At 67.1% G+C, this 20,813-nt stretch carries 17 protein-coding genes; 13 read left to right on the top strand and 4 right to left on the bottom strand.

Annotation, left to right across the window (positions count from 1 at the left end; all coding sequences use genetic code 11):
- Positions 1-72: 72 nt before the first annotated feature.
- Positions 73-648, bottom strand: coding sequence for a TetR/AcrR family transcriptional regulator (locus HV798_RS08755; protein WP_175192241.1), 576 nt, complete (start codon positions 646-648; stop codon positions 73-75).
- Between the two features lie 589 nt (positions 649-1,237).
- On the opposite strand from HV798_RS08755, the gene HV798_RS08750 reads away from it, so the two are divergent.
- Genes HV798_RS08750 through HV798_RS08735 form a run of 4 tightly spaced genes read left to right on the top strand, consistent with a single transcriptional unit; the run spans position 1,238 to position 4,087 of the window.
- Entirely contained in the window at positions 1,238-2,020 is a 783-nt protein-coding gene (locus tag HV798_RS08750; protein WP_175192242.1) for a transporter substrate-binding domain-containing protein, read from the top strand.
- A 27-nt stretch (positions 2,021-2,047) separates the two neighbouring features.
- Positions 2,048-2,716, top strand: a complete 669-nt coding sequence (locus tag HV798_RS08745) for an amino acid ABC transporter permease (RefSeq protein WP_175192243.1) — start codon at positions 2,048-2,050, stop codon at positions 2,714-2,716.
- On the top strand, positions 2,713-3,369 hold the full coding sequence (locus tag HV798_RS08740; RefSeq protein WP_175192244.1) for an amino acid ABC transporter permease: 657 nt from the start codon (positions 2,713-2,715) through the stop codon (positions 3,367-3,369). Before HV798_RS08745 ends, HV798_RS08740 begins: the two co-directional genes overlap by 4 nt.
- A complete protein-coding gene (locus tag HV798_RS08735) occupies positions 3,350-4,087 on the top strand; it encodes an amino acid ABC transporter ATP-binding protein (protein ID WP_175192245.1) in 738 nt (245 codons plus the stop codon). The genes HV798_RS08740 and HV798_RS08735 overlap by 20 nt, the downstream gene beginning before the upstream one ends.
- Positions 4,088-4,106: 19 nt before the next feature.
- Here HV798_RS08735 and HV798_RS08730 read toward each other — a convergent pair whose 3' ends face one another.
- Both HV798_RS08730 and HV798_RS08725 read right to left on the bottom strand, forming a co-directional pair.
- Positions 4,107-5,477 (bottom strand): hypothetical protein, encoded by a 1,371-nt coding sequence (locus tag HV798_RS08730; RefSeq protein ID WP_246288628.1) that lies wholly within the window; start codon positions 5,475-5,477, stop codon positions 4,107-4,109.
- A 20-nt stretch (positions 5,478-5,497) separates the two neighbouring features.
- The gene (locus tag HV798_RS08725; protein WP_175192246.1) at positions 5,498-6,637 is read right to left on the bottom strand and encodes a DSD1 family PLP-dependent enzyme; all 1,140 of its coding nucleotides are present in this window, start codon (positions 6,635-6,637) and stop codon (positions 5,498-5,500) included.
- A 225-nt stretch (positions 6,638-6,862) separates the two neighbouring features.
- Here HV798_RS08725 and HV798_RS08720 point away from each other — a divergent pair, with 225 nt between their 5' ends.
- The 4 genes from HV798_RS08720 to gluQRS all read left to right on the top strand — a co-directional run bounded on the left by HV798_RS08720 (position 6,863) and on the right by gluQRS (position 11,699).
- Positions 6,863-7,822 (top strand): TAXI family TRAP transporter solute-binding subunit, encoded by a 960-nt coding sequence (locus HV798_RS08720; RefSeq protein WP_175192247.1) that lies wholly within the window; start codon positions 6,863-6,865, stop codon positions 7,820-7,822.
- 150 nt (positions 7,823-7,972) lie between these two features.
- A complete protein-coding gene (locus HV798_RS08715; protein WP_175192248.1) occupies positions 7,973-10,012 on the top strand; it encodes a TRAP transporter permease in 2,040 nt (679 codons plus the stop codon).
- Between the two features lie 248 nt (positions 10,013-10,260).
- Complete coding sequence (locus HV798_RS08710) at positions 10,261-10,719, top strand: Smg family protein (RefSeq protein WP_025140043.1); 459 nt, start codon at positions 10,261-10,263, stop codon at positions 10,717-10,719.
- A gap of 104 nt (positions 10,720-10,823) precedes the next feature.
- The gene (gluQRS, locus tag HV798_RS08705; protein ID WP_175192249.1) at positions 10,824-11,699 is read left to right on the top strand and encodes a tRNA glutamyl-Q(34) synthetase GluQRS; all 876 of its coding nucleotides are present in this window, start codon (positions 10,824-10,826) and stop codon (positions 11,697-11,699) included.
- A 78-nt stretch (positions 11,700-11,777) separates the two neighbouring features.
- Here the strand turns inward: gluQRS and HV798_RS08700 are convergent, their stop codons facing one another.
- Positions 11,778-14,405, bottom strand: a complete 2,628-nt coding sequence (locus tag HV798_RS08700; RefSeq protein WP_175192250.1) for a GDYXXLXY domain-containing protein — start codon at positions 14,403-14,405, stop codon at positions 11,778-11,780.
- A 62-nt stretch (positions 14,406-14,467) separates the two neighbouring features.
- Here HV798_RS08700 and HV798_RS08695 point away from each other — a divergent pair, with 62 nt between their 5' ends.
- The 5 genes from HV798_RS08695 (at position 14,468) to HV798_RS08675 (ending at position 20,748) form a co-directional block, all read left to right on the top strand.
- On the top strand, positions 14,468-17,122 hold the full coding sequence (locus HV798_RS08695) for a DNA topoisomerase III (protein ID WP_175192251.1): 2,655 nt from the start codon (positions 14,468-14,470) through the stop codon (positions 17,120-17,122).
- 138 nt (positions 17,123-17,260) lie between these two features.
- Positions 17,261-18,319 carry an ABC transporter substrate-binding protein gene (locus tag HV798_RS08690; RefSeq protein ID WP_175192252.1) on the top strand — a complete coding sequence of 353 codons (1,059 nt, stop codon included), beginning with the start codon at positions 17,261-17,263 and terminating at the stop codon, positions 18,317-18,319.
- Positions 18,319-19,089 carry an ABC transporter ATP-binding protein gene (locus tag HV798_RS08685; protein WP_025141106.1) on the top strand — a complete coding sequence of 257 codons (771 nt, stop codon included), beginning with the start codon at positions 18,319-18,321 and terminating at the stop codon, positions 19,087-19,089. The genes HV798_RS08690 and HV798_RS08685 overlap by 1 nt, the downstream gene beginning before the upstream one ends.
- Positions 19,090-19,096: 7 nt before the next feature.
- Positions 19,097-19,951, top strand: coding sequence for an ABC transporter permease (locus HV798_RS08680; RefSeq protein WP_025141107.1), 855 nt, complete (start codon positions 19,097-19,099; stop codon positions 19,949-19,951).
- 14 nt (positions 19,952-19,965) lie between these two features.
- Entirely contained in the window at positions 19,966-20,748 is a 783-nt protein-coding gene (locus tag HV798_RS08675; RefSeq protein ID WP_175192253.1) for an SDR family oxidoreductase, read from the top strand.
- Positions 20,749-20,813 lie beyond the last annotated feature (65 nt).

The raw sequence follows: 20,813 nt of genomic DNA, 5'->3' as shown, positions 1-20,813 counted from the left end.
TCTCGGTGATGACAGGCCCGCCAGCGTCGCGGGTCTGGCATGCAATCCCAGCCCCGCCGACCCGTTTGCCGATCAGCGCCCCTTGCGGGCGCTTTTTGCTGTGTGGCCCAGCGCATCCATGGCGGACGCGATGATATGGCCGCGCCATTCACGTTTGACGTCCATGCGCGCGGCCGTGAGGGCGGCGATGCCCAGGCCACAGAAGGCGCTGGTGACGCGGACCACGCGTTCCAGTTCCAGGTTGGCCATGTCGATGCCCAGTGCGGCGTACAAGGTGACGCCGATCTTGATCAGTTCGGGTTCGACGTCGGCACCCTGGTCGGACAAACGGTTGGCCAGGGCGGACAGGCCGGGCCAGTCGTAGGTGAAGTCGACCGAGGCTTCGACCACGGCGCGGTCTCGTTCGATGCCGACGGGGATGTCCTGGACGCTTTCCAGCAGGGCCTGCATGTGGTCCGAACCGGTCTTGAGCGCCGCTTCGTAGATGGCCTGTTTGCTGGGGTAGTGGTGCAGCAGGCCGGCCTTGGAGTAGTTCACGGCGTCGGCGATCTGCTGCAGCGAGGTGTGCGCAAAACCGTGGCGGGCGAAGAGGCCGGCGGCACGGTCGAGGATCTCGGCGTCTATTTCGGATTTGGTGGGTTTAGGCATGGTCGATTCTTCCGGTACGGCGCATTTTGCCTGATGCGGCCCTATAGCGCTGTGCGGGGCAGCGCCGACATGATGCCGAAGAAGGGCACCACGCGGGGTGGCGGCTCTGCCAGGCACAGGTAGGCGGCCAGACCAAGGAGTAGCGCGAGCGCAAGGGCCATCTTCAAGGATCCAGGGTGACGGGCCGCGCCAAACCTGCGGGCAGGGCGCGGCCGGGCGGACGGGATGCGGGAACGGGTCAATGCGGGTTCCTGGTCGTTCGAACAATCCGGCCCGCGGTCTGCATCCCGGGCCAGGCACATTCCCAGAACGGGGCGTGCCTGGCCATATTAAACCAAATTGGTATTTTTCCAACCATTATGGTTGGTTTGTACTGAAAACCGGGCTGCCCGGCGTCGGTGCCATTCCAGTGCGCACGATGCGCCGTGACGACGCAGCGGGCACCACACTGGTGCGTATCCGGGAGCCTGCTTCATGCCGTCCACGGCAGCGCCGAAATGGCACGGAACTTGCTTTTCCAGTTTTGTATACCGAATTGGTGTGCAACGCCGAACCCCGTCCGGGGACGGCGCGCCCTGGAGAGTTCCTCATGAAGCGTAGAACCCTGTTGCTGTCCCTTTGCGCCGCCGCCAGCCTGTTGGCCGCGCCGCTTTCGCATGCCGACACGCTGGACGACATCGTCAAGAGCGGCACCATCAAGATCGCCGTGCCGCAGGACTTTCCGCCGTTCGGGTCGGTGGGCTCGGACATGAAGCCGCTGGGCTACGACATCGATACCGCCGCGCTGATCGCCAAGCAGCTGGGCGTGAAGCTGGAACTGGTGCCGGTGACCAGCGCCAACCGGGTGCCGTATTTGCAGACGCGCAAGGTGGACCTGGTGATTTCCAGCCTGGGCAAGAATCCGGAACGCGAGAAGGCGATCGACTTCTCGGACGCGTATGCGCCGTTCTTCAATGGCGTGTTCGGCCCGGCCGACCTGAAGGTGGCGTCGGCCGCGGACCTGGCCGGCAAGACGATTGGCGTGACGCGCGGCGCGGTGGAAGACATCGAGCTGACCAAGATTGCGCCGCCCACGGCCACGCTCAAGCGCTATGAAGACAACAACGGCACCATCACGGCCTTTCTGTCGGGCCAGGTGCCGCTGATTGCGACGGGCAACGTGGTGGCCGCCGCCATCCTGGCGCGCAACCCGCCCAAGAAGCCCGAGACCAAGTTCCTGATCAAGGATTCGCCCTGCTACATCGGCCTGAACAAGGACGAGCCGAAGTTGCGCGCCAAGGTCAACGAGATTCTGGCGGGCGCCAAGCGCGACGGTTCGCTGGCGGCGATCTCGAAGAAGTGGCTGGGCGCCGACCTGCCCAAGGATCTGTAAGGCAGGCGCGAGCGCCGGGGCGCCCTGATGGCTTACCAATTCGACTTCGCTTCCGTGCTGGACTACACGCCGGTGCTCATCAAGGGCATCGGCGTGACGGTCGAGCTGATCGCCTTTGGCGCCGTGGCCGGTGTGGCGCTGGGCATCGGCTGCGCCTGGGCGCGCACGCAGGGCCCGCGCTGGCTGCGCGCGCCGGTGACGGCGTATGTAGAGGCGGTGCGCAACACGCCTTTCCTGATTCAGCTGTTCTTCGTGTTCTTTGGCCTGCCGTCGCTGGGCATCCAGCTGGGCGAGATGCAAGCGGCCTGCCTGGCGATGGCGCTGAACCTGGGCGCGTACAGCGCCGAGATCATCCGCGCGGGCATCGATGCCACGCCCAAGGGCCAGTACGAGGCCGGTGCTAGCCTGGCGATGACGCGCTGGCAGGTGTTCCGGCACATCGTGCTGAAACCCGCGCTGGCGCGCATCTGGCCGGCGCTGTCGTCGCAGATCGTGATCGTGATGCTGGGGTCGGCAGTGTGTTCGCAGATCGCGGCTGAAGACCTGACGTTTGCGGCGAACTTCATTCAGTCGCGCAATTTTCGCGCGTTCGAAGTCTATTTCGTCACCACCGGCATCTACCTGGCGTTGTCGGTGCTGCTGCGCCAATTGCTGCGCATGACCGGCAGACGGCTGTTTCGCAAGGCGGCGCGATGATCGAGTTTTCAACCTGGGACATTGTCCGCAACCTGCTGCTGGCCGCGCGCTGGACCGTCGTGCTGTCGCTGGTGGCGTTCGTGGGCGGCGCGCTGATGGGGTCGCTGGCGCTGATGATGCGCACGTCGCGCGTGACGCTGATGCGGCGCATCAGCTGGGCCTACATCGAGCTTTTTCAGGGCACGCCGCTGTTGATGCAGCTGTTCCTGGCGTTCTTCGGGCTGTCGCTGGCGGGCATCGAGGTGCCGCCGTGGCTGGCCGCGGGCGCGGCGCTGACGCTGTGGTCGGGGGCCTTTCTGGCCGAGATCTGGCGCGGCTGCGTCGAGGCGATTCCGAAAGGGCAGTGGGAGGCCTCGGCCAGCCTGGCGCTGGGCTACGTGCAGCAGATGCGCTACGTGGTGCTGCCGCAGGCGCTGCGCATCGGTGTTGCGCCTACCGTCGGCTTTGCCGTGCAGATCGTCAAGAGCACGGCGCTGACCTCGATCATCGGCTTCACCGAGCTGTCCAAGGCCAGCACGGTGATCACCAACGCCACCTTCAGCCCCTTCACCGTCTATGCCTGCGCCGCGCTCATCTACTTTGCGCTGTGCTGGCCCCTGTCGCGCCTCAGCCTTTTGCTGGAAAGGAAGTTGCATGCCCCTCATCGCCCTTGAAGACGTCCGCAAGAAGTTCGGCGACAACGAAGTCCTGAAAGGGGTGACGTTGCGCGTAGAGCCCGGCGAGGTGATCGCCATCATCGGCAAGAGCGGCTCGGGCAAGAGCACGCTGCTGCGCTGCGTGAACGGGCTGGAACAGATCGACAGCGGCGCCATCATGGTGGCCGACGCCCAGCTGGGCGATGACGAACTGCGGTTGCGCGCCTTGCGGCTCAAGGTGGGCATGATCTTTCAGCAGTTCAACCTGTTTCCGCACCTGACGGTGGGACGCAACGTGATGCTGTCGCCGATGGTGGCCAAGCGGCTGCCGGAAGCGCAGGCGGCGGACCTGGCGCGCGCCATGCTGACGCGCGTGGGGCTGGGCCACAAGTTCGATGCCTGGCCCGAGGAATTGTCGGGCGGGCAGCAGCAACGCGTGGCGATTGCCCGCGCGCTGGCGATGCAGCCGCTGGCGCTGCTGTGCGATGAAATCACGTCGGCGCTGGACCCGGAGCTGGTCAACGAGGTGCTGGCGGTGGTGCGCGAGCTGGCTGCCGACGGCATGACGCTGCTGATGGTGACGCACGAAATGCGCTTTGCGCGCGAGGTCTGCGACCGCGTGGTGTTCATGCACCAGGGCAAGGTGCACGAGATCGGCCCGCCCGAAGAACTGTTCACGTCGCCGGCCACGCCGGAACTGCGGCAGTTTCTGGGGATGACGGATCTGGCGCGATAGGGTGCCTGGGGGGTGCGGCTCAGGCGGCTGACAGCCGGCCCGGCAGGGCATCGAATTGGCCCAGGCGCACGTGACGCTGTTGCCCGCCTGCCACCACCTCGCCATCCGGCAGGATGAAGACACGCTGGATGCCGCTGTCCAGGTCAAGCGCGCCATGGCGGATGCGCAGGACCTGGCCGGATTCAAGATGCCATAGCTGACCCAGGTCCAGGCTGCGATGGGGCGCATGCCAATGGCCCAGCAGCAGCCAGCCCTGCGGCAACGGCTGCAAGGTCATGCCGCCGCAGGGCAGGTGTTGGGGCTGCTGCCGGCTTACGGCCAGGGCATCCAGGTTCGCGTGGCAAAGCGTATCGTCTTCGAGCCACGCGAGGCTGGCGTCACCACAGGCCACGGGGTACGAGATATCCCCGGATGCGATATCGGGATAGCGCCATGCCAAGGGCTGCAATTGGCCGTCGCGCCAAAGCAGCAGCTGGCCCCGGCACAACACGCAGAGACGCCCGTCTGCCAGCGGTATCACGGCCGAGCGGTCGCTGACGGGGCGCCGTTGCGGCGGCGCGGTGTAACGCAGCGTGGGCTCGATCGTGGCCGGGTCGTCCTGCGTGGCGAAAGCCTGATACGCGAACACCATGCCGCGGTCGACCAGCAGCAGATCATCGCCCGCAAAGCCCAGGCTGAATTCCGGCGTGCGGCGTTGCGCCTGCGACGCACGCGGCGGCAGCGCGATGCCGGGCCGGTCGGGTGACACGCCATCGACCTGCCGCGCACGCAGCAAGTGGGCGTAGGGCGTGCTGGCGATGCCGTCGGGGCCTTGTTCGATCCATGCATGCACGCCATTCGCGGCCACCGCCGACGCCAGCAAGCCGCGACGCGGCTGGAACTTGCCGGCAACGGCATGCAAGGTTGGCCAGTCGCGCAGATCCATCAACTCCGGCGTTGCCGTGTCACGATTGGCCACGCAGGCCCAACCCGGCGCCAGCGGAACGCATTGAGACAGGTCCAGATAGTCGCTGGTCCGGGCTAGCGGGCCGGATGCGGGAAGGGGCAGCGCGGCCTGGGCGCCCTGCTGTGCGCCGTCCTGCCGACGCCGCACGGCTTGCCCGCCTTGCCCGATGATTCGTGCCACGGTGTCGCGGGCGTCGGCCAACGGCACGATCAGCAGATGAATGCCGTCGTCGCCTTCGTCCTGCTCGATCAGCGCCAGGCCCAGCGCTTCGAGGTCCTGGCCCAGCAGGGGCAGGTAATGGTCGGCGCCGTCATCGCGCAACGCGGCGCACAGCACATCCAGCCGCGCGGCGGCCAGGGCCGGGTAGCGCGTGGCATACGCCTGCCGCAGTGTGCCCAGCAGCTCCGGCAGCGGCGCTTTCCAGTCGAAGGACAACGGCTCCATCACGATCTGCCAGGCCGGTATCAGCGCGAGAAGCCGCGCGCCGAGATTTCCCAGATGTCTTGCACGATGCCGTCGCGAACCACCACCAGGCCGTCGTGCAGGTTGAAGGTGGGGTCGACGTGCGACGGCACCAGCAGCAGTGTGTCGCCCAGCGCGGGGGGCTGCGTGCCTTCGGCGACGCGCACCACGCCGTGCTCGTCGTTGATGGCCGCGTACTTCAGGCCCGGCGCGCCGTGGATTGCAGGCGGGCCGCATTCGGCAGTGGTGGATTTCAAGCCTGCGTCCAGGATGACGCGGTCGGGCGCGGGCGTGCTCATCACGGTGGACAGCACGAAGAGGCTGTTCTTGAAGGTGAGCGGGCCGTCCCATTCATTGGCGCCGTAGTCGCCGTCCATGAACGCGTACGACCCGGCCTGCAATTCGGTGAAGACGCCGCTGGCGGCGTCGAATTCGGCGCTGCCGGTGCCGCCGCCCGTGATGGTGTCGCAGGCGATGCCGCTTTCACGCAGCAGCAGCTGGTATGACGCAGCGATGCGCGCGGCCTGGCGGCAGACCTCGGCGCGTTCCTGGCGGGTGCGGAAATGCTGCACCGACCCGTGATAGGCCTGCAGGCCGGCGAATTCCACGCCCGGCAGCGCCCGTGCCTGTTGCGCCAGCGCCAGCACGGTGGCGTCGTCCGCGACGCCGCAGCGGCCCTGGCCGACGTCCACTTCTACCAGCACGTCGACCTGCGCGCCGGCCGCGGCCATGGCTTGCGAGATCTGCGCCAGGTTGGCAGCGTTGTCGACACAGACGCTGATCTTGGCCACGCGCGCCGACTGGGCCAGCAGTTTCAGCTTGGCGGGGCCGACGACTTCGTTGCTGATGTGGATGTCGCGGATGCCGGCAGCCACGAAGGGCAAGGCCTCGCTGACTTTCTGGCAGCAGATGCCGCGCGCGCCCAGCGCCAGTTGGCGCAGGGCGATTTCGGGGCATTTGTGGGCCTTGGCATGCGGGCGCAGCGCGACCTCGTGGCGGTCGGCCCAGGCCTGCATGGCGCGCAGGTTGGCCTCGAACGCGGCCAGGTCGAGCACCAGGCTGGGCGTATCGACGCTGGCCAAGGGGTCGCCCACCTGGGCGGGCGGGGGCAGCGCGATGCCGCGTATGACTTCCTGGGACATCTGGAAACTCCGTTTTCTGCTGTGCGAGAGAAGTCGCCACCCCCAGGTAAACGATAGCCCTGCAAGCATTGGCTGGGGGGTGCCGCCATGCCAGAATTTCACCACAAATAGAGCCCCTCACGGCGGGCCCGCGACAAGCGGGCCTTTTGCTCGATAGAGGGGCCAGGTCACGAAATGGCAACGCAGCACAAAGCATGCCCCTTATCGAACCCTGGAGAAGCTCGCATGAAATCAAAAAGCTGGATCACCACCCTGGCCCTGGCGCTGTCCCTGACGGCCGCGGCCGGCGCGGCGCAGGCGCAGCAGTTCTTCCGCATCGGCACCGGCGGCACCGCCGGCACCTACTACCCCATCGGCGGCATCATCGGCAACGCGGTGTCGCAGCCGGGCAAGCTGATCGCCACCGCGGTGGCGTCCAACGGCTCAGTCGCCAACATCAACGGCATCATCGGCGGCTCGTTCGAAGCCGGCTTCACGCAATCCGACGTGGCGTTCTGGGCCTATAGCGGCACCGGTACGTTCGAAGGCAAGCCCAAAGCGCAAGACCTGCGCTTGATCGCCACGCTGTATCCGGAAAGCATCCACCTGGTGACGCGCAAGGGCGCGGGCATCAAGGGCGTGGCCGACCTGAAGGGCAAGCGCGTGTCGATGGACGAGCCCGGTTCGGGCACGCTGGTCGACGTGCGCCTGATCCTGGGCGCCTACGGCCTGACCGACAAGGACATCAAGGCCGAATACCTCAAGCCCAACCAGGCGGGCGACAAGCTCAAGGACGGCGGGCTGGACGCGTTCTTCTTCGTGGGCGGCGCCCCCGCCGGCGCCATTGCCGAACTGGCGTCCACCGGCGGCATCGAATTGGTGCCGCTGGTGGGGCCGGAAATCGACGCGCTGCGGGCCAAGCAGGAATTCTTCACGCCTGACGTGATTGCCGCCAACACGTACCAGAACGTGCCCGAGGTGAAGACCATCTCGGTCAACGCGCAGATGGTCACGTCGGCCAAGATCCCCGAGCAGACCGTGTACGAGGTCACCAAGGCGCTGTACAGCGACGCCACCCGCAAGACGCTGGATTCGGGCCACGCCAAGGGCAAGCTCATCACGCGCGATAACGCGGTCAAGGGCGCGGGCATTCCGTTCCATCCGGGCGCCGAGAAGTTCTACAAGGAAGTGGGTCTGCTGAAGTAGTCCGCGGTAGTCCGCGAACGCAGTCCGCGCTCCGCAGGCCGCGACCAGCAGGTCTGAGACCGGACCGCAACACCCCGCGCGCATTGCCGCGCGGCGTCTGGGCAGGGCCACGCGGCCCTGCCCGCGCAGCCCTTGCCGAGAACCATGGTTATGGAAATCGACCACCAGAAGACCCAGCAGTTGGCGGAAAAGTACGATTCGGAAATCCGCTTTCGGCCGCTGGACAAGACCGCCACGTGGATCGTGTCCGGCCTGCTCGTCACGCTGTCCCTGTTCCACTACTACACGGCGGGCTTCGGCTTGCTGCGCGAGGCCACGCACCGCGGGGTGCACCTGGCCTTCGTGCTGAGCCTGATCTTCCTGGTGTTCGGGTTTTCCAAATCGCACTACCAGCGCGAGCCGCGTTCGACCTGGTACGCGCCGGGCGGCATTCCGCTGTACGACTGGATCATCGCCGTGGCGCTGGCGCTGTCGGTGCTGTACATCCCGTACATCTTCGAAGACCTGGCCTTCCGGGTGGGCAATCCGCTGCCGATCGATGTGTTCATGGGATCGATTCTGCTGATCGGGCTGCTGGAAGCCACGCGCCGCGCCATGGGCTGGCCGCTGCCCATCATTGCGCTGGTCTTCATGGCCTATGCGATGTTCGGGCCGTATTTCCCCGGGCTGCTCAAGCACGCGGGCAACAACTGGTCCCAGATCGTCAACCACATGTACCTGACCAGCCAGGGCGTCTACGGGGTGGCGGTGGGCGTGGTGGCGACGTACGTCTTTCACTTCGTGCTGTTCGGCGTGCTGGCCACGCGCATCGGGCTGGGCCAGCTGTTTCTGGACGTGGCGTCCACCATTGCGGGGCGCTATGCCGGCGGCCCGGCCAAGGTATCGGTGTTTGGCTCGGCCATGTTCGGCATGCTGTCGGGTTCGTCGGTGGCCAACGCCGTGACGGTGGGCTCGCTGACGATTCCGGCGATGATCCGCATCGGCTATCCACGGCATTTCGCGGCGGGGGTCGAAGCGGCCAGCAGCACCGGCGGCCAGATCACGCCGCCCATCATGGGCGCGGCCGCTTTCCTGATGATCGAATTCCTGGGCATTCCGTATCAGCAGATCGCCATCGCGGGCATCTTCCCGGCGTTTCTGTATTTCTTCGGCATGTTCATGCAGGTGCACTTCGAGGCCAAGCGCGAAGGCCTGCGCGGGCTGACCGAAGCCGAAATGCCCAAGCTCAAGCAATCGTTCAAGATGCGCTGGCCCACGCTGATTCCGCTGTTCCTGTTGATCGGGGTGCTGGCCAGCGGCCGCACGCCCTACCTGGCGGCGTTCGCCGGCATCACGGGCTGCATCGTGGTGGGATTGTTCAACCCGTTCCAGCGGCTGCGCCTGCGCGACCTGTACGAGGCCTTCGAGACCGGCGCCAAATACGCGCTGGCGGTGGGCGCCGCGGCCGGCACGGTCGGTATCGTGATCGGCGTGGTGACGCTGACGGGCGTGGGCTTCAAGATCTCGTACATCGTGATCGCGGCGTCCCAGGCGCTGGCCGGCGGCGCGGCGATGTTCATTCCCGATGCCCTGGCCGACATGCAGTCGCTGACGCTGATCGCCGCGCTGATCATGACGGGCGTGGTGTGCATCCTGATGGGCTGCGGCGTGCCCACCACGGCCAACTACCTGATCATGGTCGCGGTGGCCGCGCCCACGCTGGTGCAGCTGGGCGTGCAGCCGATTGCCGCGCACTTCTTCGTGTTCTATTTCGGCATCCTGGCCGACATCACGCCCCCCGTGGCGCTGGCGGCCTACGCGGCCGCAGGCATGGCGGGCAGCGATCCGTTCAAGACCGGCAACACCGCGTTCAGGCTGGGCATCACCAAACTGATCGTGCCGTTCGTGTTCGTGTTTTCGCCATCGCTGCTGATTTCGGTGCAGGGCTTCACCTGGTACGACTTCTTCGTGACGCTGTTCGGCTGCATGGTCGGCCTGGTGCTGCTGTCGGCGGCGTTCTCGCGCTACATGCTGGTGGGCATGAAAAGCTGGGAACGCTGGCTGTGCACGGTGGGCGCGCTGCTGACCATCATTCCGGGCCTGGCAAGCGGGCTGGTCGGCCTGGTCATCTGCATACCGGTGTTCATCCGCCAGCTTGCCCAGCTCAAGCTGCAGGCCGCCCCCAAGGCGGCCGAAGGGGTAGGGCCTTGAGGGGGACGCAAGGCGCCCGGGCGTTAAAAAGGGGCAGACCCTCAAAGGCTGCCCCTGGCGTAGGGGAATCGCTTATTTTGTCAGCATCGAGGCGCAGAATGTGTGACTGTAGCGGGCCGGCGACGGCCCGCGCCATTCCGCCTTTTCGCCGGTTGCCCGGCTAAATAAATCAGCGTAAAGTAAAATTCATGTTTGCTGGTCTGCCGATATGCGGGCCGACTGTGCAAACAGGCACAAAACTGCGCCATATGTTCGATATCCTGGTTTATCTGTACGAGAATTACTACACGCCGCAAGCCTGTCCCGCCGCTGACGTGCTGGCCAAACGGCTGGCCGCTGCCGGGTTCGAGCACGAAGACATCGACGATGCGCTCGGGTGGCTTTACGGCTTGGCCGAAACCACCGAACGTTGCGTCGATCTCGCCCAGGCGCCCACCACCGGCACCCGGATCTACACCGATAACGAATACCAGCAGCTGGGTTCCGAATCCATCGGCTTCATCGCCTTCCTGGAATCGGCCGGCGTGCTGCCCGCGCCGCTGCGCGAGATCGTCATCGACCGGGGCCTGGCTTCGCCGGAATCGCCCGTGCCGCTGTCCAAGATCAAGATCATCGCCCTCATGGTTCTCTGGAGCCAGGAAGCCGAGATCGACAACCTGGTCCTGGAAGAGCTGCTCGACGAAGACGGCGTGCGCTTGCTGCACTGAACGACAGGCGCCGGCCCGCGCCTGGTTCTGTATTTCGAAGGCGCCGCGTGCCTTTGCGCGCGGCGCCTTCACGTCTCAACTCCGTTGATCCCCATCGCCGCACCGTGACCTACATCGGCCGCTTCGCCCCCAGCCCCAGCGGCCCGCTGCACGCGGGGTCGCTGGTCGCCGCCCTGGCCAGTTGGCTGGACGCCCGCGCCCATGACGGCCGCTGGCTCTTGCGCATCGAAGACGTGGACACACCGCGCACGGTGCCGGGCGCGGCCGAATTCATCATGCAGCAGCTGCGGGCACTGGGCCTGCACTGGGATGGCGACGTCATCTGGCAATCGCAGCGCGGCGACGCCTACCAGGCGGCCTTCGATGCGCTGGCGGCCCGTGGCCTGGTGTACGGCTGCGGCTGCACCCGCCGCGAAATCGCCGATTCCGCCCTGCGCGGCCAGACCGCCCCCGGCGCGGACGGAGAACGCCCGTATCCCGGCACCTGCCGCCATGGCCTGCCGCCCGGCCGCGAGGCTCGCGCCTGGCGCCTGGTGATGCCGGACGGGCTGGAACGCTTCGACGACCGCTGGCTGGGCCCGCAAGAGCAGGACGTGGCCCAGGCGGTAGGCGACATCGCCCTGAAGCGCGCGGACGGCCTGTGGGCCTACCAGCTGGCGGTGGTGGTGGATGATGGCTTCCAGGGCGTGACCGACGTGGTGCGCGGTGCGGATCTGCTCAGTTCCACGGCGCGCCAGCGCGTGCTGGGCCGGCTGCTGGGGCTGCCCCCGGTGCGCTACCTGCACGTGCCGCTGATTCTGGACCCCGCCAGCGGCCTGAAACTGTCCAAGCAGAACGGAGCCCCGCCCATCGACATCGACGCGCCCCTGGCGTCGCTACAGGCCGCCTGGCGCGCCTTGGGCTTTGCGCCCTTGGCGGCCGACAACGTGGCGGCCTTTCTGCGCGAGGCCACGGCGGGCTGGGCGGCGCGCTTTCCCTAGGCCCTGTCGGCACCCCCGCGCGCCGTACGTGCCGGCTCGGGTTTGCACCGCGACGGCCGTGGCGCCGCGGCCCGTCCGCTACAGCGGCTGCAAGTCTTCGCCCAGCATCCGCACCAGCAGCGCTTCGCCGTTTTCGGCCACGCGCAGTTCACCGAACCTGGCGACCTGATAGCGTTCGGCCTGGCCTTCGGGGAAGAAGTAGGCGTTGGTGACGATGCGCACGCCGTTGTCGCGCACGCGGTAGCGCAACGGCACTTCGATATCGGCGTGCGGCTGCGCATCAGGCTGGATGCGCACGGCCTGCGACACGCCGCGCGCATCGGCGGTCAGCATCACGTAGCCGTCGGGCTCGAAGCCCATGATCGAGTCGTCGTCTTTGCGCTCGCCGCCCAGCCGCATCCGGGTGACTTCGCGGCCCGCGGCGAAATTGAGCGCCATGTAGTCGCCCTGCATCAGGGACCGGGGGTCGACCGGGGCGAGCTCCAGGATCACGACCTTGCCGGTGGCCAGCAGCTTTTCACGCTGCCAGATGCCGCCGTTGGCCACCACCAGCACCAGCGCCAGGCCGCCCAGGATGGCCAGGGTGCGCCAGCGCAGGGCGCCGGACACCGGCGGCAGGGGCGCGCGATGCGACGGCGCCTGGGTGCGCATCAGGCGCGGCACCAGCCACACCAGGCCGCGCAGCACGAACAGCAGCACGGCCGCGCCGCCCAGCCACAGGGCCTTTTGCAAGAGCGGCACGTCCAGCTGGTAATAATAGATACCCAGGTAGGCCAGCAGGCTCAGCACCCCGAACAGCGCCACCCGCGGCTGGTTCAGGCCAAAGCCCAGCAACAGCCAGGCCAGCGCAAAGCCCACGCCGGGGCTCGGCAGCCAGAACAGCGCCAGCAGCAACAAGGCAATGGGCACGCCAACGGTCACGCCGGCCGTCAGCAGGCGACGGCGCGGCCACAGCACCGCCAGGGCCGCGGCCGCGGGCAGCAACGCGCCCGCGCACACCAGCACCGCGGTCGGCGCATTGACCTGCCACATGGCCGGCAGCTGCAGCACCGACAGGCCGCTGGCCAGCCAGACCATGCCTTGCACCGACAGCAGGAAAGCCCAGGCCAGCGGTTGCAGCGCGTGGCTGCGCTTGCCGCCCAGGCGATGGCTGACGGTCAGGAGCACCGCCGTGGCCCAGGCCCCGGTCACCGCGATGGGCAGCCAGACGAAGGCGGCATGCGCCATGTCGAAGTCCAGCAGGGCGTCCAGCATGTCGCGGCGTATCAGTTCAGGCGCCAGACCGCGCCAGATCAGGCCGGCGCCGGCCATGGCGATGAGCAGGCCGCTGAGAAAGCGCAGGATCACGTCCGGCCCCAGCACGTAGACCGCGGTGGCCAGCAGCAACACGAACAGGCACGCATTGACGAACGAGGCCGAGCTGGACATGCCGTAGATGATGAGGATCTGCCCCGCAAAGGCCATGGCCGTGCCGCACTGGCGCCAGAACGGCCCGGCGTCGCTGCGCAGCACCGCCACGCCGGCCGCGCACAGCACCAGCCCGGCGATCAGCGCGCCTTCCTCTGAATTGATCACGCCGGAGAACGCCACGAACACCAGCAGCAGCAGCGTCGCCAGCCAGGCACTCAGGCCCAGCAGGCACTGCACGTACCAGGGCGGTTCGGTATGCGGCACGGCGGGCGGGGTCACCTGGGCGACGGGTTCGCCCGCCTCGGCGGGGTCGACCGCGTTGCCGGCCGAGGCGGCGGCAGGCTCGGCGTCCGCGGGCGCCACGGCTGCTTGTGGCGACTGGGCGGCCAGGCTGCGCAGCCAGCGGGCCGCCAAGACGGCTTCGGCGATCAGCAGCGCCGCCAGGGGCAGGGCCGCCCAGACGCCGGGTTCCAGGCGCATCAGCCATTCGCCCACGATCGGCAGTGTCACGCAGATGACGCCGGCGGCCAGCATGGCCAGGATGACCAGGTCGCGCCGACCGCGCTGATAGTAGAAACCCAGGCCCAGCGTGACGGCCAGCCAGGCGATGCCGTTGGTGGCGTTGGAACCGCCGAAGATGAAATCGCCGACCATCCGCGCCGAGACCAGCACGCCGATCACCAGCGCGGCCAGGACCCGCGGCCCGACGAGTGTGCTGGCGCGCCAGCGGCGGGCGGCGATTTCCCAGCCCAGCAGCATGAGCAGGTTCAACCCCGCCACGAACAGGCTGACCAGGCCCGGCCCGCCCAGGATCAGCCACCCGTTGAAGGCGCGTTCGCCCAGCCACAGGACCAGCGCCACGTTCATGACCAGCGCCCACAGCAGCCAGACGGCCTGGCTGGCGGCGGCCAGCGCCCAGGGCAGCAGCAGGACCGCCCACCAGGCGAACAATTCCCAGGTATCGGCGCCAGTCTGGTAAGTTTGGCCTAATAACGCGAGCAGGGCGCCGAGCAACATGCCCGCCAAAGCCAGCAGGGCGCCGGGAATGCTGCGGCGCACGCCCGGGGTGCCGCGAAGGCGCAGTCCGGACCAGGCGGCCACCAGCGCGCTGACGGCCAAAAGGCCTTGCACGCCGGCAAAGCGCTGCACTTTTGTCATGTCTTGCCAGTTGGCCGCCACCCAGCAGACGGCGGCGCTGCCGAGCAGCAAAACGCCCAGCCACAGCGTGCTTCGCGCCAGAAATTGACGCCAAGCGTGCAGTTCGGATCCCGCTTGTCTTTCAGTGCCGACTTGCATCTGGCGAATCTCCGATCTTATTATCCGCGCTACTAAGGCGGGACTACCGCCACTGGATACACATGAATAAAACGCTGATTATTGCCGAGAAGCCCTCGGTGGCCCTTGATATATCACGCGCCTTGGGAGGCTTTGCGCGCGAGGGCGACTATTTTGAAAGCGAACGTTACGTACTCGCGTCCAGCATAGGCCATTTGCTGAGCCTGGTCGCGCCCAACGATCCGGTCAAGGGAAAGTGGAGCTTCACGCACCTGCCCGTGATTCCGCCTGAATTCGAACTGGGCCCGACCGACAAGAAGTCGGCCGAGCGCCTGAAGCTGCTGGTCCGCCTGGCCAAGCGCAAGGACGTCGATGCCATCATCAACGCCTGTGACGCGGGACGAGAAGGCGAACTGATCTTCCGCTACATCATTCAGTACGCTGGCGTGAAAAAGCCGATCCAGCGCCTGTGGCTGCAATCGATGACGCAGGCCGCCATCCGCGAGGCCTTCGCCAACCTGCGCGACGACAGCCAGCTCAAGCCGCTGGAGGCCGCCGCGCGCTCGCGCGCCGAAGCCGACTGGCTGGTGGGCATCAACGGCACGCGCGCCATGACCGCCTTCAACAGCAAGGACGGCGGCTTTTTCAAGACGCCGGTGGGCCGGGTGCAGACCCCCACGCTGGCGATCGTGGCCGAGCGCGAAGAGCGCATCCGCCGCTTCGTGCCGCGCGACTACTGGGAAGTGCGCGCCACCTTCGTGGCGGCCGCCGGCCTGTACGAAGGCCGCTGGATCGACCCGGATTTCAAGAAAGACGACCGCGACCCTGAAAAGCGCGAATCGCGCCTGTGGTCGCAGGCCGCCGCCCAGAGCGTGGTGGCCGCCTGCCGCGAGCAGCCGGGCAGCGTCACCGAAGAATCCAAGCCGTCGACCCAGATGTCGCCGGCCCTGTACGACCTGACCTCGCTGCAGCGCGAAGCCAACGGCCGTTTCGGCTTTTCGGCCAAGACCACGCTGGCGCTGGCCCAGACCCTGTACGAACGCCACAAGGCGCTGACCTACCCGCGTACCGATTCGCGCTACCTGCCCGAGGACTACATCGCCACGGTGCAGGAAACCATGCGGGCGCTGGCCAAGGGCGGCTCGAACGCCGTGGGCGGCCTGTCGCGCCACGCCGAAACCGTGGTCAGCCAGCACTGGGTCAAGCCGAACCGCCGCATCTTCGACAACAAGAAGGTGTCGGATCACTTTGCCATCATCCCCACGCTGCAGATCCCGCACGACCTGAGCGAAGCCGAGGCCAAGCTGTACGACCTGGTGCTCAAGCGCTTTTTGGCCGTGTTCTTCCCCGCAGCCGAATACCGCGTCACCACCCGCCTGACCGAAGTGCAGGGCCACCGCTTCCGCACGGACGGCAAGGTGCTGGTCAACCCGGGCTGGCTGGCCGTCTATGGCAAGGAAGCCCAGGGCGAGGATGCCAACCTGGTGCCGGTGGGCGACGGCGAGACCGTGCGCACCGAAGACGTCGAAGCCGTGGGCCTGACCACCAAGCCGCCGGCGCGCTTTAACGAAGGCACGCTGCTGTCGGCCATGGAAGGGGCCGGCAAGCTGGTGGACGACGAGGAACTGCGCGAGGCCATGTCCGAGCGCGGCCTGGGCACGCCGGCCACCCGCGCCGCCATCATCGAAGGCCTGCTCAACGAGGTCTACCTGCGCCGCGAAGGCCGCGACCTGGTGCCCACCGCCAAGGCGCGCCAGCTGATGACGCTGCTGTCGGGCCTGGACGTGTCGGAACTGACCTCGCCCGAACTGACCGGCGAATGGGAACACAAGCTCAAGCAGATCGAGCAGGGCGCGCTGGACCGCCAGGCGTTCATGCGCGAGATCGCCCAGATGACCCAGGTGATCGTCAAGCGCGCCAAGGAATACGAGCGCGACACGGTGCCCGGCGACTACGCCACGCTGCAGACGCCGTGCCCCAAGTGCGGCAACGTGGTCAAGGAAAACTACCGCCGTTACGCCTGCACCAACTGCGACTTCTCGATCGGCAAGCACCCGGGCGGACGCACGTTTGAGATTCCGGAAGTCGAGGAATTGCTGGCCAAGCGCGAAATCGGTCCGCTGCAAGGCTTCATCAGCAAGATGGGCCGGCCGTTCGCCGCCATTTTGCGCATCAGCGACGAATTCAAGCTGGAATTCGACTTCGGCCAGAACGACGAAGACGACAACGAAGCGGTGGATTTCTCGGGCCACACGCCGGTGGGCAACTGCCCCAAGTGCCAGTCGCGGGTGTTCGAGCACGGCATGAGCTATGTCTGCGAGAAGTCGGTCGGCCCTGAAAAGAGCTGCGACTTCCGATCGGGCAAGGTCATCCTGCAGCAGGAAATCTCGCGCGAGCAGATGGAAAAGCTGCTGACCGACGGCCGCACCGACTTGCTCGACGGCTTCGTGTCCAGCCGCACCAACCGCAAGTTCAAGGCTTTCCTGGTGCGCCAGCCCGACGGCAAGATCGGCTTCGAGTTCGAACCGCGTCCGGAGAAACCCGGCCGCGGCCGCGCGCCGGCCAAGACGGCAACGAAGACCGCCACCAAGACGGCAGCCAAGACCGCCGCGAAGAAGGCCCCGGCCAAGAAGGCGGCGGTGAAAAAGGCCGCCACCAAGACCGCGACCAAGACGGCAGCCAAGACCGCCGTCAAGAAAGCGGTGAAGAAGGCCGCCCCCAAGAAGACGGCGGCCTAGGCCCCCGACGCACCGCACGCTTGCCGCGTGCGGCGCCAGCAAAACGCCCGGGCGACCGGGCGTTTTCCATTGTTGGACCGGAATCGCTGCGGTATTGTTTCGCCAAACAGCTGCAACCCAATCAACGCCGAGGATGACATGCGCAATCGCCCTGACTTCACCACCCGCCGCCGTGTGCTGGCCGCTGCCGGCGCGCTTGCCGGCGTCAGCCTGCTCGATGGCCGCGTGGCCTTTGCCCAGCCCAAGCTGGGCCGCGTCGTCTACGGCCAGGGCAGCATCGACCCGTTCTTTGCCGCGGGCTACGTGGCGCTCAAGAAGGGCTATTTCGGCGATGCCGGCCTGGAAGTCGAATACCTGAACTCGCAAAGCGGCCCGCGCACCAACCAGTTGCTGGCCGCCGGCCAGATCGCGTTCGGCGCCACCGCCGCCACGGCAGCCCCCGCGCTGACCCTGGCCGGCAAGCCCGCCACGCTGGTGTTCGGCTTTGACCGCAAGCTCACCTATGCCAACGTCATCGTGCGCCGCGAAGACTTCGACAACGGCAAGATCAAGTCGCTGAAAGACCTGGCCGGCAAGCGCGTGGGCGCGACCCAGCCGCAGTCCAGCACCTGGCTGATGGCGCTGTACCTGATGCAGAAGGCCGGCGTGGCCGACAAGGTCGATATCCGCCCCCTGGGCGACCTGGCCACCATGCTGGGCGCCCTGAAGACGGGGTCGGTGTCGGCCAGCATGGCGACCATGTCGATGATGGAACAGGCCCGCCAGGAAGGCTGGGGCGTGCCCATTTTCGATGCCACCACGGAAAGCTCGTGGAACGAATTCATGGGCGGCGACGTGCCCGGCATTGCCGCGCTGACGCTGCAGGACACCATCCAGAAGCGCCCGGAAACCGTGCAGGCCTTCGTGACCGCGCTGGTGCGGGCGCAGGACTTCATTTCGGGCAATAGCGCCGCCGCCGTGGCCGACGCCATCTACGACGACTACCTGAACGCCTTTCCGCGCGCCGCCATCGAGAAGACGCTGGGCGTGTACCAGGAAACCGTGTTCCTCAAGGACAACGTGATCACCCAGGACGCCTATGACCGCATGACGGCCATCATGGGCGACGGCCGCCAGTTCTCGAACGACGAGATCAAGACCGTGCCCTACGCCAAGTGCGTCGACATGAGCTTCGTGCGCAAGGCGCGGGGGCTTTGATGATTACGCTGGACAGGGTCGGCAAGGCCTACCAGTCGCGCCAGGGCACGACCCACGCGGTGGGCGAGGTCAGCCTGGACATCGCCGCGGGCGAGTTCGTGTCCATCGTCGGCCCGTCCGGCTGTGGCAAGAGCACGCTGCTGAACATGATTGCCGGCTTTCTGCCGCCCACCACGGGCCAGATCCGGGTCGATGGCCGCGTAGTCGACGGCCAGGTGCCGCCCGCGCTGGGCTACATCTTCCAGAAAGACACGCTGCTGCCGTGGTTCAGCGTGAAAAAGAACGTGGCCCTGGGCCTGAAATTCCAGGGCGTGCCGCCGGCCCGCATCGCCAGCCGCGTGGCCGAGCTGCTTGAGCTGGGCCACCTGACGGCCTTTGCCGACGCCTTTCCGCACCAGCTGTCGGGCGGCATGCGGCGCCGCGTGGCGCTGTTGATGAGCCTGGCAGTGGAACCGCGCATCCTGCTGCTGGACGAACCCTTTGGCGCCCTGGATACGCACACCAAGACCCACCTGCACCGCGAGCTGATGGAAATCTGGCGCAAGCTGGGCCAGACCGTGGTGCTGGTCACGCACGACCTAGACGAAGCCATTTTGCTGTCGGACCGGGTGGTGGTGCTGTCCGGCCCGCCCAGCCGCGTGCTGCTGGATGAGCGCATCCGCATTCCGCATCCGCGCGACGTCTTCACCGTGCGCGAAACGCCGCAGTTCGTCACCCACGTGCAAAGCCTCTGGAGCGTGCTGGGCCAGCAGTTCCGCGCCGCCGCCTAGGTCTTCCATGAACGCTACCCCTATCGCCGATTCCCTGCAGGACCAGCTGCGGCTGGACCGCCGCGCCAGCGCCGCACGGCGCGTGCGCATCACGTTGTGGCAGGTGCTGATTCTTGCCGTCATCCTGGGTTCGTGGGAAACGCTGACGCGCATTCCGTGGTTCACCCAGAACACCCTGTTCGACCCCTTCTTCATCAGCCAGCCATCGCGCGTGGCCGTGCGGCTCTGGGAATGGCTGCAACCCGGCCCGCGCTCGGTCTGGCCGCACCTGTGGCTGACGCTGCAGGCCACGCTGGTGGGGCTGGTGGTGGGCGTAGGCAGCGGCTTCATCGTCGGCATGACGCTCAGCCGCAGCCGCTTTCTGGCCGACGTCTTCAACCCCTTCATCGTGGCGTTCAACTCGATGCCGCGCATTGCCTTCGTACCGCTGATCACCATGTTCTTCGGCCTGGGCCTGGCGTCCAAGGTGGTGACGTCGTGGTTCGTGGTGTTCTTTCTGGTGTTCTTCAACACCTACAAGGGCGGACGCAGCGTCGAACGCGAGCTGGTCGACTTCTGCCGCACGCTGGGCGGATCGCCGCGGCAGATCCTGTGGCGCGTGCGCATTCCCACGGCAGCGGCCTGGACCTTCGCGGCGCTGCCCAACGCCATCAGTTTCGCGCTCATCGGCGTGGTGCTGGCCGAGTTCGTCGGCTCGACCACCGGCATGGGCTATTTGATGATCACCGCGCTGGCGACCCTGAACGCCACCGACATGTTCGCAGCCGTCACGCTGCTGTCCATCGTCGGCATCGCGCTGGTGTATTGCGTAACCTGGCTGGAACGGCGGCTGCTGCACTGGGCGCCGGAGTTCCGCGAATGAACGGAGCCGCCTCCATGACGACCGCCTTGCCCTACCTGAAACAATTCGACCTGAGCGGCCAGGTCGCGCTGGTGACCGGTTCGGCCCGCGGGCTGGGCCTGTGCATCGCCCGCGCGCTGGCCGGCAGCGGCGCGCGCGTGCTGATCAATGGCCGCAGTGCCCAGGCGGTGGACGCCACCGTGGCCGGGCTGCGCGCCGACGGCCTGGAGGCCCACCCGCTGGTGTTCGACGTCAGCAACGACGCGGCCATGGCGCAGGCGTTCGAACGCATCGACCGCGAGCACGGCCGCCTGGACATCCTGGTGAACAACGTGGGCGCGCGCAACCGCAAGACACTGGCCGACACCAGCGCCGCCGAGATCCGCGAATTGATCGACACCGATCTGGTGGCCGGCATCCTGCTGGCCAAGCTGGCCGCCGAACGCATGGTGCGCCAGGGCAGCGGTCGCCTGATCGCCATCACCTCGGTCGTAGGGGAACTGGCCCGCGCGGGCGACGCCGTCTACCCGGCGGCCAAACAGGGCCTGACGGGCCTGGTGCGGGCGCTGGCAGCGGAATTCGGCGGACGCGGCATCACCAGCAACGCCATCGCGCCGGGCACCTTCGCCACCGAAACCAACGCCGCCATGGTGGCCGACCCCGACTTCGGCCCCCGCGTCGCGGCGCGCAACCCCACCGGCCGCTGGGGCGAGCCGGAAGAGATCGCCGGGGCGGCAGTCTTCCTGGCCTCAAAGGCCGCGTCGTACGTCAACGGCCATGTGCTGGTGGTGGACGGCGGCTTGTCGATACAGTTCTAAAGAACGAGCCGAGCACCGCGCACCGCGAGCAATTGGTTTTCCAGTTGCCCGCTGGAACAGTCGCC

Source organism: Achromobacter deleyi, from assembly GCF_902859705.1.
In the GTDB taxonomy this organism is placed as follows: Bacteria; Pseudomonadota; Gammaproteobacteria; order Burkholderiales; family Burkholderiaceae_B; genus Achromobacter; species Achromobacter deleyi.
This window is presented reverse-complemented; position numbering and strand designations above follow the sequence as displayed.